12 protein-coding genes and 2 tRNA genes are annotated in these 11,998 nt (G+C 52.5%); 13 read left to right on the forward strand and 1 reads right to left on the reverse strand.

What is annotated here, in order from left to right:
• Positions 1 to 284 precede the first annotated feature (284 nt).
• The 6 genes from ACTF5G_RS04225 to ACTF5G_RS04250 all read left to right on the forward strand — a co-directional run bounded on the left by ACTF5G_RS04225 (position 285) and on the right by ACTF5G_RS04250 (position 6,745).
• Positions 285 to 1,112, forward strand: a complete 828-nt coding sequence (locus tag ACTF5G_RS04225; protein WP_438951573.1) for a mechanosensitive ion channel family protein — start codon at positions 285 to 287, stop codon at positions 1,110 to 1,112.
• Positions 1,099 to 1,863, forward strand: a complete 765-nt coding sequence (locus ACTF5G_RS04230) for a magnesium transporter MgtE N-terminal domain-containing protein (protein WP_438951574.1) — start codon at positions 1,099 to 1,101, stop codon at positions 1,861 to 1,863. The genes ACTF5G_RS04225 and ACTF5G_RS04230 overlap by 14 nt, the downstream gene beginning before the upstream one ends.
• A 78-nt stretch (positions 1,864 to 1,941) precedes the next feature.
• A complete protein-coding gene (locus ACTF5G_RS04235; RefSeq protein WP_438951575.1) occupies positions 1,942 to 3,261 on the forward strand; it encodes a magnesium transporter in 1,320 nt (439 codons plus the stop codon).
• Positions 3,262 to 3,439: 178 nt separating this feature from the next.
• Positions 3,440 to 4,339, forward strand: a complete 900-nt coding sequence (gene galU / locus ACTF5G_RS04240; RefSeq protein ID WP_438951576.1) for a UTP--glucose-1-phosphate uridylyltransferase GalU — start codon at positions 3,440 to 3,442, stop codon at positions 4,337 to 4,339.
• 77 nt (positions 4,340 to 4,416) lie between these two features.
• Positions 4,417 to 5,769: a phosphomannomutase CpsG gene (locus tag ACTF5G_RS04245; protein WP_438951577.1), complete on the forward strand. Its 1,353-nt coding sequence runs from the start codon at positions 4,417 to 4,419 to the stop codon at positions 5,767 to 5,769.
• 67 nt (positions 5,770 to 5,836) lie between these two features.
• Positions 5,837 to 6,745 carry a TIGR01777 family oxidoreductase gene (locus tag ACTF5G_RS04250; RefSeq protein ID WP_438951578.1) on the forward strand — a complete coding sequence of 303 codons (909 nt, stop codon included), beginning with the start codon at positions 5,837 to 5,839 and terminating at the stop codon, positions 6,743 to 6,745.
• Between the two features lie 21 nt (positions 6,746 to 6,766).
• Here ACTF5G_RS04250 and queD read toward each other — a convergent pair whose 3' ends face one another.
• Complete coding sequence (gene queD / locus ACTF5G_RS04255; RefSeq protein ID WP_438951615.1) at positions 6,767 to 7,123, reverse strand: 6-carboxytetrahydropterin synthase QueD; 357 nt, start codon at positions 7,121 to 7,123, stop codon at positions 6,767 to 6,769.
• A gap of 124 nt (positions 7,124 to 7,247) precedes the next feature.
• Between queD and ACTF5G_RS04260 the strand changes: the two genes are divergently transcribed.
• The 7 genes from ACTF5G_RS04260 (at position 7,248) to ACTF5G_RS04290 (ending at position 11,991) form a co-directional block, all read left to right on the forward strand.
• Positions 7,248 to 7,323, forward strand: a tRNA-Val gene (locus ACTF5G_RS04260).
• Between the two features lie 20 nt (positions 7,324 to 7,343).
• A tRNA-Asp gene (locus ACTF5G_RS04265) sits at positions 7,344 to 7,420 on the forward strand.
• 458 nt (positions 7,421 to 7,878) lie between these two features.
• Positions 7,879 to 8,610, forward strand: a complete 732-nt coding sequence (locus tag ACTF5G_RS04270; protein ID WP_438951579.1) for a helicase associated domain-containing protein — start codon at positions 7,879 to 7,881, stop codon at positions 8,608 to 8,610.
• Between the two features lie 406 nt (positions 8,611 to 9,016).
• Complete coding sequence (locus ACTF5G_RS04275; RefSeq protein ID WP_438951580.1) at positions 9,017 to 9,937, forward strand: NAD(+) kinase; 921 nt, start codon at positions 9,017 to 9,019, stop codon at positions 9,935 to 9,937.
• 5 nt (positions 9,938 to 9,942) lie between these two features.
• Complete coding sequence (locus ACTF5G_RS04280; RefSeq protein ID WP_438951581.1) at positions 9,943 to 10,806, forward strand: rhomboid family intramembrane serine protease; 864 nt, start codon at positions 9,943 to 9,945, stop codon at positions 10,804 to 10,806.
• An 81-nt stretch (positions 10,807 to 10,887) separates the two neighbouring features.
• Positions 10,888 to 11,160 carry a YeaC family protein gene (locus ACTF5G_RS04285; protein ID WP_438951582.1) on the forward strand — a complete coding sequence of 91 codons (273 nt, stop codon included), beginning with the start codon at positions 10,888 to 10,890 and terminating at the stop codon, positions 11,158 to 11,160.
• Between the two features lie 3 nt (positions 11,161 to 11,163).
• Positions 11,164 to 11,991, forward strand: coding sequence for a DUF2797 domain-containing protein (locus ACTF5G_RS04290; RefSeq protein ID WP_438951583.1), 828 nt, complete (start codon positions 11,164 to 11,166; stop codon positions 11,989 to 11,991).
• Positions 11,992 to 11,998: the final 7 nt, after the last annotated feature.

Consider the following 11,998-nt stretch of genomic DNA (forward strand, 5'->3'; position numbering starts at 1 on the left):
GTGGCGATTCATAGCCTGTAGCTGAGACTTTTTCAGATCAAAGGAAAACCAGCTCAGTGTAAAAGTAATAATAACCTTTCTCCCTCAATTCAAGCCGGACAGCCAATGAGAATTACTCTCAGTTGTCACCGACCCCTTTTAGCTTTTCCTTTTAATACTGGTGTATTTCCATTGGTCATATAAACAGTGCTAGTCTCACATCAGGTTTTAAGGCGACTGTTGGATGTGTTTTGAAGTGGTGACAGTTTTTTGACCGGCCAATTGAATTGACAAAGGGGCTTTCCATGCTCGAATCCATCCAGCAACAAATTCTGGATACTTTAACCGCGGTGGTCGTGCATATCCCCAATCTGGTGGGGGGCTTATTGCTGTTGCTGGCCGGTTGGCTGCTAGCCCGGTTTTTACATCTGCTGGTTACCCGCTTTATCCGCACCCTCAATCATTTGCTGGACCGTCAGTTCCGCAATCTGAACCTTCACTTTGTCCGTATCCCGGCGGTCACAGAAAAGCTGATTGGCTTCGTGGTGTTCTGGGCCACTATTCTGGTATTTGCCATTGTCGCCATTCGGGTAGTGGGCGTGGCCGGTGCCACTGTCTGGCTCGACCGTTTAATGGTGTATCTGCCGTCCCTGATGGCGGGCGGCCTGATTATTCTCAGCGGTTATATTCTAGGTAGTGTGGTGCGCCATCTGGTCACCCATGCAGCGGCTTCAGCCGATATTGCTCAGGCGGTTCTGCTGGGCCAGATTGCACAGATTTCCTTCTTTATTGTCGGCGTGGTCATGGGGCTTGGCCAGGTAGGTGTCGATGTCAGTTTCCTGGTGATTCTGTTTGGTATTGCTTTTGCGGCCGTTTTAACAGGATTTTCCCTGGCCTTTGGTCTGGGTGCCAGATCGCTGGTGGAAAACCTGATTGCAGCGCGTCATCTCAAGGAGTTTGTCAGGCCGGGCCAGCTTGTCGAGACTGGAAATGACCGGGGCAGGGTGCTGGAATTCACTGCCACCGGGATGGTGGTGGAAACGGATGATGGCCGAAAACTGATTCCGGCCCGGCTTTGTATGGAGCAGTCTTTCAGTGTCGTCACCCGGGAACTGACAGATGACAAGCTCTAATCCCCTGAGCCTGGATTTTCTAACGAAGAAACCCGAGGCTGCCGCCCAGGTATTGCAGTCGCTGGAGGATCAACAGGCGGCATTTTACCTGCAAGATGTGCCGGTTCGAATTGTTGCACCCGTGCTTCGGGAAATGCAGATGTGGCCTGCATCGCGCATTCTCGATCGGTTATCGCTGGAGCAGAACGCCGCAATTTTTGCGCAGCTTGGGTATCAGACGGTGGCTGCATTGTTGCGCCTGCAGCAGCAGGCACGGCGCGCGGCGTTACTGGAGGTGTTGCCCGCCAGACTTGCCCGGTCGTTGAGTGTGTCACTGATTTATCAGGAAAATACGCTGGGTGCCTGGATGGATATGTCCACGCCAGGTTTTTATCCTGAGCTCACGGTGGGTGAGTGTCTGGCGTTACTGAAAAAGTCTGCAGATCCGTTTGGTACCAGTCTGGTGGTTATCAACCAGGCGCATCACGTCATTGGTATGGTCGGTCTGGACAGGTTTCTGGCCAGTGCCGATGAACAAATTCTGGGTCAGTTGATGGACTCGGAACAGCAACCGCTGGCCGCAGAAATGAGTCTCCATATGGCTGCCAATCTTCCTGATTGGCATCGCTATCCTTCGTTGCCGGTACGCAATGCGGGTGGTGTATACCTCGGGACAATAAGTCGAATTTATTGCGCTCGGTATTGGATAAGGCACCTTCGAATGCATCCCCGTTTGATGATTCACTGTTGTCTCATCTTGCCAGAGCCATGATTGTCACTGCGACCGGTATGATCCAGCTTGCCCCTGACAGTCAGGCGCGTGGCTGGTCTGAAAAAAGAGGGTCAAGTCATGACGACTAATGTCTCCCCGGATCCTCATCTGGTAGATATGGCGCTGACCCGAAAATTTTTACTGGACTACCCCAGAGAAGCCGTCCTGAAAATCGAGTCTATGGGGCCCCGGGATGTGGCCCCAGTGCTCGGCCAGCAACCCGTGCACGTGCTTTTGTCCCTGTGGCGGTATCTGATGCCCAATGTCGCTGCAGAACTGCTCGCTTTTCTGCCCGCTGAACAGGTTCGACAGCTGTTAACCGAGCTGCCCCCCCAGGATGCGGTGCGGACAGTCAGTCAGATGGAGGCTGAATCAAGGGATACTCTGCTGAGAACTCTGCATGAACCTGTTCGGAGAGAGCTGGCTACACTGATGAGCTACCCGGAGAACAGTGCCGGTCGTCTGATGGATACCCGTGCGCTGACATTCCGGGACAATATGACCATTTCAGAAACGCTGCATATTCTCCGCAAGCGACAGTTAAAGACGGCACGGAGTATTTTTCTGGTCGATGCCGAGGGTCGCCTCAGTGCCAAGGTTCATGTGCAGGATATCGCTATTTCAAACCCCGGTATGGCTCTGGGGGAGCTCGCCAAACCGGTTACGGCGGCGGTTACCGGCACCGCAGGTAAAGACGAGATTTCCGAGCTGTTCGAAAAATATCAATTGCTCGATTTGCCAGTGGTCGATGTCGATCAGCGCCTGTTGGGTATCATCAACCACAGCAGTCTGGTTCAGGTTTCCCAGGAGGATATGTCATCTGATGTGCTGGCGATGGTCGGTGCCAGCCGTGAAGAACGTGCCCTGTCAAAGCCATTGTTTGCGGTAAAAAAGCGTATGCCCTGGTTGCAGGTCAATTTGCTCACCGCTTTTCTGGCCGCCTCGATGGTGGGAATATTTGAAAGTACGATTGCCAGTTTTACTGCTCTCGCAGTGTTGCTGCCGGTGGTGGCTGGTCAATCGGGCAATGCCGGAGCCCAGGCCCTGGCGGTGACCATGCGCGGTCTGGCGCTGCGTGAAATCACGGTTCGTCACTGGTTCAGAGTGATGTTCAAGGAAGTGCGGGTGGGATTGATAAACGGTATCGGGATTGCCGTCACCTGTGGTATCGGTGTGTTTGTATGGAGTCAGTCGATCGGGCTGGTCATGGTGATCTGTTCGGCTATGGTGCTGGCGATGATCGCGGCGGGTTTTGCCGGGGCCGTGGTGCCGATTGTGCTGGTGCGGCTGGGCCAGGATCCTGCCCAGGCATCTTCGATTATCCTTACCACGGTCACTGATATTGTCGGCTTTTTTGCCTTTCTGGGCATTGCGGCACTATTGTCGGGATTTCTGTAGCATTTTTCGGCAAACCCGGTATGCAGGTGGGGAGGCTGTTGCAAGCCGAGGTAGATTTTGTGATCCCGACGCCTGTAAAGGCCGGGCTACTGCGGCATAATGGCTGACGTTTGACTCAATCCGGTGTTTCGCGAATGTGCGGCACTTTTAATGACCCAAAAAATGGATTTCCCCCGATATGACTTCAACTGTACGCAAAGCTGTTATTCCTGTGGCCGGGCTGGGGACCCGTATGTTGCCGGCCACCAAGGCTATTCCAAAAGAAATGTTGCCGGTGGTGGACAAACCGCTGATTCAATACGTTGTCAATGAGGCAATTGCGGCCGGGATTACCGAGATTGTACTGGTCACCCATGCCAGCAAGAATTCTATCGAGAACCACTTTGATACCAGTTTTGAACTGGAAGCGCAGCTTGAAAAACGGGTCAAGCGTCAGTTGCTCGATGATGTGCGCTCGATTGTGCCCCAGGAAGTGACCATCATTTCGGTAAGGCAACCCTATGCAAGGGGGTTGGGCCATGCGATCAGTTGTGCCAGGCCGGTGGTAGGCGATCAGCCATTTGCCATTCTGTTGCCGGATGTCCTCGTGGACAAATACCTTGCCGATTCGAAACAAGACAATTTGTCATCCATGGTGAAAAATTTTACCGCCACGGGGCGCAGCCAGATCATGGTAGAGGCAGTTCCCTGGGCAGAGGTAAACAAATACGGTGTCGTCGATTGTCAGGGTAGTGAGTTGATGGCCGGAGGGGTCGCCCGGATTCACAGCATGGTTGAAAAGCCGAACCCTGAAAATGCCCCATCCAACATGGCGGTAGTGGGGCGTTACGTGGTGTCCCCGACCATTTGGGAGTTGCTGGAAAAAACACCCTTTGGGGTTGGTGGTGAGATTCAGTTGACAGATGCGCTGGAAGAATTGCTTAAACAGGAAGCGGTTGAAGCCTACCGGATCGTAGGCTGCAGCCATGACTGTGGCAGTAAGCTTGGCTACATACAGGCCAATATTGCCTATGCCCTGCAGCATGATGAGATTGGTAAAGGCGTTAGAGACTATCTCAAAAATAGCGATATTGGATAAACCGCGCCAATAACCTGAACCCTTGTGGCGATCCCTGCCTGCCCAGATGGTGTGGGTGTCCATGTGATGTGAGTACTATGAAAATTACCTGTTTTAAAGCTTACGATATTCGGGGAAAGCTCGGTTCCGAGCTGTCTGTCGAGGTTGCCTACCGTATCGGACGGGCCTACGCCCAGTGGCTGAAACCTGAAACTGTGGTGGTAGGTGGGGATATCCGCACCTCGAGTCCGACGTTAAAAAGTGCCCTGGCCTCAGGGTTGCGCGATGAGGGTGTTGACGTACTGGATATCGGGCTGTGTGGCACCGAGGAAATCTACTTTGCGACGGCGCACCTGAACCTGTCCGGGGGCATCATCGTGACGGCCAGTCACAATCCCATTGATTATAATGGCATGAAAATGGTGCGCGAGGAGTCTAAGCCAATCAGTGCTGACACCGGGCTGAAGGCGATTCAGACATTAGCGGAGGAGACGGACTTTTCTCCGGTAAGTCACCGTCAACGTGGAACCTATCGTCGCATCAGTTGTTCTGACGCCTATATTGAGCATCTACTTTCTTATGTAGAACGAGGCAAACTTCGGCCACTGAAAATCGTTGTCAATGTCGGCAATGGTACAGCCGGTCCTGTGCTTGATGCGCTGGAAAGCTTTCTACCTTTTGAGCTGATCAAGGTGAACCACCACCCGGACGGTGAGTTTCCCAATGGTATTCCAAACCCGTTGTTGCCGGAGAGTCGCCATCATACCAGCGATCTGGTGAAGTCCTCTGGCGCTGATTTCGGTCTGGCCTGGGATGGGGATTTTGACCGTTGTTTCTTGTTTGATGAGCGGGGCGAATTTATTGAAGGCTACTATATTGTCGGGTTGCTGGCGAAAGCGTTTCTGCGCAAGCATCCCGGCGAAAAAATTGTCCACGACCCCCGTCTGATCTGGAATACTCAGGCGGTCTGCCAGGCATTTGGTGGCGAGGCAGTACAGAGTAAATGCGGCCATGCATTTATCAAGCAGGTCATGCGTGAGCAGGATGCTATTTATGGTGGCGAGATGAGTGCTCACCACTATTTTCGGGATTTCTTTTATTGCGACAGCGGCATGATTCCCTGGCTTTTGGTCGCCGAGCTGCTCAGTGTTACCGACCAGCCACTCTCAGAAATGATTCAGGCGATGGTGGAAAATTACCCCTGTTCCGGCGAGCTGAATCGCCGCATTGATGATCCTCGGCAGGTTATGACTATACTGCAAGAACACTATGCCGATGGCGCAGTGAGCATTGATCAGCTGGACGGGTTGAGCGTGGCCCATGCTGACTGGCGATTCAATCTGCGCAGCAGTAACACTGAGCCGGTCGTCAGGCTCAATGTGGAAGCCAATGACCGGGCTCTGATGGAGCAGAAAACCCGTGAACTGCTTAACCTGATGGGTGCTGATTGATCAGGCAGTGCTCTTCACTTTAGGGTGCGTGACACGATATTTCCCCTTCGGTATTCGGGAGTATGACATGCAGGAAAAAACCATCTTGGTGACCGGTGCCACTGGATTTATCGGCAGTCGGTTCTGTCGGGAGGCACTCGCCAGGGGTGCCAGAGTTATTGGCCTGAGCCGCAATTCACGACAAGCGCAGAAAAAACTTCCCGGTATTGAATTCATTGAGAACCTTGATGCGCTATCTCCGGAAGAATCCATCGATTATGTCGTCAATCTGGCCGGGGAACCGCTGGTAGCCGGTCGCTGGAATGACCGGCGCAAACAACTCTTCAGGGATAGCCGGATAGGAACCACCCAACGATTGTTCGAGCACTTTCAGAAAGCGTTGGTACCACCCTCGGTATTGGTCAGTGGCTCTGCCGTGGGCTATTACGGTCCGCATCAGGACGAACAGTTGGACGAGGAGAGTACTACGCGGGATTGTTTTGCCAGTCGTCTTTGTCTGGACTGGGAGCAGAGTGCTTCACAGTTTGCGACACTCGGTACCCGCATTTGCTATTTGCGCACCGGCATTGTGCTGGGACGTGATGGTGGGGCGCTGAGCCGTATGTTGCTGCCCTTTAAGTTGGGGCTCGGTGGTCGCCTGGGCACTGGCAAACAGTGGATGCCGTGGATTCATATTGACGATGAAGTGGCGATCATTTTTCATTGCCTTGAAGAGCCGGGTATTCAGGGTGGTGTTAACGCTACGGCCCCGAATCCGGTGACCAATCGTCAATTCACCACAGCACTGGGCTCTGCCGTCCAGCGTCCGGCGGTTTTCCCGATGCCGGAGGCCGTCGCCATACTGTTGTTTGGTGAAATGGCCAAGGAGCTATTGCTGACGGGGCAACGGGTGTACCCACGAAAATTGCTCGAGTCCGGCTATTCCTTTCGTTTTACCGAGCTGGATGAGGCGCTTGGCGACATAGTCGGACACTAGGGCAGAGACTCACTGTTTCAGTCAGTCGCCACAGTAGATACAGCCCGAGGTACAGGTCTCGCGAATCTCGATCTTGCTCAGCAGGGCGAGAGTGGGCTTTAGCTGTGCCCAGATCCACCGGGCGATATTTTCACTGGTGGGATTCTCCAGGCCGTCGATGTCGTTCAGGTAACGATGATCGAGCTGGTCGTAGACCGGTTTGAAGTAATCCTTGAGTTCGCCAAAATCCATCACCCAGCCGGTTTTTTCACCGACATCACCACTCAGGTAAAGCCTTACATGGTAAGAGTGCCCATGCAGTCGACCGCATTTGTGTCCCTTTTCGACATTGGGTAGAAGGTGTGCCGCTTCAAAGGTAAATTCCTTGAAAATTTCCATGGGTATACCGGTCATTTAAAAAGTTGGCCTATGGTAATTTGCAGATCTTCCCTTGTATACAAACCTGAAATTGAAATGTTTGACACCGACCGATATTTAGGTAGAATGCGCCTCTCTCTGAAGAGGGTGGTTAGCTCAGTTGGTAGAGCGACGGCCTTACAAGCCGTAGGTCACAGGTTCGACCCCTGTACCACCCACCAGTGTAAGAGCAGAGTTTTTCGGACCGGTAGTTCAGCTGGTTAGAATGCCGGCCTGTCACGCCGGAGGTCGCGGGTTCGAGTCCCGTCCGGTCCGCCATATTTAGAAACCACCCATCCGGGTGGTTTTTTTATGGGAAGAACTTTCAGGGACGAGAACCCGCGAAGCGGTTCGACCGATTGGCGCAGCCAATCAGGGCACCGGAGGAACGAGGGCAGGGTTTACCCTGAGCCTGCTTGGTGTGAGTCAGTCCGGTATGGTTCTTGTCCCTGTCCCTGTCCCTGTCCCTGTCCCTGTCCCTGTCCCTGTCCCTGTCCCTGTCCCTGTCCCTGTCCCTGTCCCTGTCCCTGTTGCTGTACCAGGTCTGGCCCGGGTAGCCAGAGTGACGGTAAGAACTGTGTGGTTTTTTATCCTGTTGCTGCTGAATCATCGTGGTACTCCTAATGCTTTTTTAAGCCCGTGTGGTTAAATGATCCCTTTCTTTTCAGCCTCTTTTGCTCTACCTTGAGGTCATTCTATCCCTTGATTTAACCTCGTTAATACGAAAAGGTATGTTCATGAAAGACCTTGATACAAAAATGGAAGAAACCACTGCGACCCCTTGGGATCAGTGGTTTGAAATGCTGTCGGCCTTTAAGGCGGAAAAGGGCCACTGTCTGGTACCCCATAATTACAAGACCCCGGAGGGTTACCCTCTTTGGTATTGGGTGCGGAAGATGTGCCGGGACAAAGCCAGGGGTGAACTTTCAGAAAATCAGATCGAACGACTGGACAGTTTGAAGTTCGTCTGGGATCTGCTTGATTGGCGCTGGGAGAAAGGGTTTGCTGCATTGCAGGCCTACAAGGCAGAGTACGGCGATTGCCTGGTTCCCGACGGTTATGTGACCAGGGATAATTACCCCCTTGGTGTATGGGCGCGGGATCAACGCTATTTTGAAGGCAATTATCCCAGAGAAAAATATTACCGGCTCGCCGACCTTGGCTTTGTCTGGGATTTGCGTGAATACGCATGGGACTGTATGTATGCCGCCCTTGCGGTCTATCAGAAAGAGCACGGTGATTGCCTTGTGCCGAAAGGTTACATGATCGAAGAGGGCGTTGATCTCAGCGTTTGGGTAACCAGGCAGCGTTCGGACTTGGCAAACAATTATCTCACACAGAAAAAGCTGTCAAAATTGAACGATCTCGGATTTTGCTGGGCGACAGGCGATGATTTACCCCATGTGCTGTTTGTGCCGGGTGAAAAAGGGACAAAAATCAATACGTCAGCCTTAATGCGTTTGATCTAATAGAATCTGGCAGGGGATGGCTGGTCTGCTGGCTGTGAGTACTATTGTTGGCCCTACACAACAATTTGCAGTCGCCAGGCTGTCCCTGGTCGGTGTTTTCCCGAAATAGTTACAGTGAATGCTGGTACGCCCGTTTATCTGCTGATTATCGTACATTTTCAGCCGTATTGTTTTTGTTGTCTCGAAGCCGGCATGCTTCCATTAGAAAGTAGTTTGACCTGAGTTTTGGCATCATGGATTTTTGTCGAGGTTCGCAGTAGGTAGCATGCTCGACAGATTGGACTGGCCCATTAACGGCTTGCTGGTTATTTCAGCAATGCAGCTTTATCACCCTTTTGGGCGAAACCGATAAGATTCCGGGTATATAATCCAACAAGATTCCTGGCAGGGCGCTTCCGGTTACTTCATGACAAACTTCAAACACATTGCACTGGTGGCCAATATCCAGTTGCCCGAGATTGTTGATTCGCTGAAACGGCTGATTACTTTTCTGACACAATCCGGCTATCAGGTGTTGCTTGAGAAAAACACAGCGAGACTGATTGGTGACAACCACCTGCCCGTATTCGACAGTGACAGGCTGGAAACCCCTGTCGATCTGATCATTGTGGTCGGGGGCGATGGCAGTATGCTGAGCGCCGTGCGCAGTCTGGTAAGATACGAGATACCGTTGCTGGGTGTAAACCGGGGGCGATTGGGCTTTCTTACGGATATTCTACCTGATCAAATGGAGTCCCAGATGAAACGGGTCCTGGCCGGTGAGTTTATTCTCTCCAGCCGCTTCCTGTTAGACGTGTCCATTGCCAGAAAAGGTGATTTAATCGGAACCGGTGCGGCACTCAATGATGTGGTTCTCCATCCGGGTAAATCCGTCCGGATGATGGAGTTTGAACTGTATATCGATGGACAGTTTGTCTACAGCCAGTGTTCCGATGGTTTGATTGTTTCCACCCCGACGGGGTCCACAGCCTATGCGCTATCGGGTGGTGGACCGATCATGCACCCCAATCTCGATGCGATTGTACTGGTGCCGATGAATCCTCATACATTGTCCAGTCGACCGATTGTAGTGGATGGCAAGAGCGATATTGAGATCCGGGTAGGATCGCGCAACGAGCTGCACCCGCTGGTCACTTGTGACGGTCAGAATGACCTCCAGTCCGAACCCGGTGATATTATCCAGATCCATAAAAAACCCCAGCAGGTAAGGTTGATTCATCCGATGGCACATAATTTTTATGAAACCTGCCGAACCAAGCTTGGCTGGGGTAGCAGGTTGGGTATTGATGAACGTACCAGTGAGCGCATCAGTCAGCCGGCCAAGTAACTGCCATGAATGAACTGGATTCAACCTGGACTCATGTGGCAGATATTCCGGCCCAGCTGGATATGACTGAACTCTATGCCCGATTGACGGGTATGGAGATTGCCTATCAACTCAGGCCCCGTGGTGAATGGGTTGAACTCTGGGTCGAGTACCCCGAGCAGTTGCCACAGGTAATGAGCCTGCTCGAAGAAGCGAAATCGGTACTCACTTCCACAGCATCCACATCTCCCACCTTCAGTTTCCAGCAACAATTAAAGAATGTACCGGTGGTCATCACTCTGCTGCTGCTCAGCATCATGGGTGCTGCACTGGTCAGCTATGCGTTTCCACTGGTGCATTGGTTCACCTTTCAGGATTACCTTCTGATCGGCGAAAATGTCCGCTACGAGTTTGCCGAGCTATCGCTGGCCCGTGGCGAATACTGGCGACTGGTTACCCCGGTATTTTTACACTTTGGTATTTTTCATGTGGCCTTTAATAGTCTTTGGCTTTGGGAGCTGGGTCGGCGGATCGAAATCCTTGCCGGCAGCCTGCACATGTTCATGATTGTGTTGTTGATGGCCATTGCCTCTAACGTGGGGCAATACCTGTGGAGCGGCCCGGCGCTATTTGGTGGAATGTCCGGTGTGGTGTATGGCCTGCTTGGCTATGTCTGGATAAGAAATCGGGTATCTCCCAGAGTAATACTTTCGCTTCCCGGAGGGCTGCTGGCCTTCATGCTGATCTGGTTGCTGGCAGGGATGAGCGGTTTTATGGAGCTGTTGATGGGGGTCAGTATTGCCAATGCCGCGCATGCGATTGGTTTGATTAGTGGCATGGTGCTGGGGGGCTGGGCGGGGTATATCGATGCCGGCGGCCGCCGCCGGTAACTGGTATAATTTTTCACAGATGTAAGTTCCGGCAGTAGTGGTCGAGAGGTATGCACTACTGTTTTTTTATTGAGGTAAACCATGGATTTTCAGCAACTGATTGACTCCATTACTCCCGACATCTACGAAAGTCTCAAGCAGTCTGTCGAACGGGGAAAATGGCCCGATGGCAGAAAGCTGACACCGGCTCAGCGTGAACACAGCATGCAGGCAATCATTGCCTATGATCTGCGCCACAAACCAGAAGATCAGCGCGTTGGTTATGTTCCTCCCAAGCAAAAGATTGCCGGGCCCTGTGATACCAGTCATCCTGATCAGAGTGATGACCAGCAGCCGCTGAAGTGGTTGCCGTAACTAATGCCGGATTATTCGGGACACCTCAAGAAAATGCAGGTACTGCTGGCGGATGGCCCGGTGCGGTACCGCTTGCCACTGGACGAGCATCAGTTGCCGTTGAACGACCTGCTTGGCCAGACTCTCCGTATTCAGTACACCGGTACAATTCACTGCACTCATTGTGGGCGGCGCAGTAACAAGAGTTTTAACCAGGGTTACTGCTACCCGTGTTTCACCAGACTGGCGCAGTGCGACAGTTGCATTGTCAGCCCGGAAAAATGCCATTATTTCGAAGGTACCTGCCGTGAGCCGGAATGGGGTGAAGAGCATTGTATGGTGGATCATATTGTCTACCTGGCCAATTCATCCGGGGTAAAAGTCGGAATTACCCGCGAGAGCCAACTGCCCACTCGCTGGATTGATCAGGGGGCTGTGCAGGCGCTGCCCATCATGCGGGTCAAGACCCGCCAGCAATCTGGTTTGGTGGAAGATGTTTTACGCCAGTACGTGGCGGACAAGACTAACTGGCGAACCATGCTGAAGGGCGAGATTGTCCCCGCCGACCTGCCGGCTATTCGGGATGCATTATTCGACCGAACTGAAAAACAGCTGACTGCCCTGGAAGACCGCTTTGGCCTTCAGGCCTTCCAGCGACTGGATGATTCGACTCCTTTGAATATTGATTATCCGGTGATGGAATACCCACTGAAAGTGGCGAGTTTCAACATGGATAAAGTGCCATTGCTAGAGGGAACCCTGCTGGGAATAAAAGGCCAGTACCTGATTTTTGACAGAGGGGTCATCAATATTCGCAAATACACCGCCTACCATGTGGAAGTGACCCATTGATTATGAT

This window comes from Porticoccus sp. (assembly GCF_965660005.1).
In the GTDB taxonomy this organism is placed as follows: domain Bacteria; phylum Pseudomonadota; class Gammaproteobacteria; order Pseudomonadales; family Porticoccaceae; genus Porticoccus.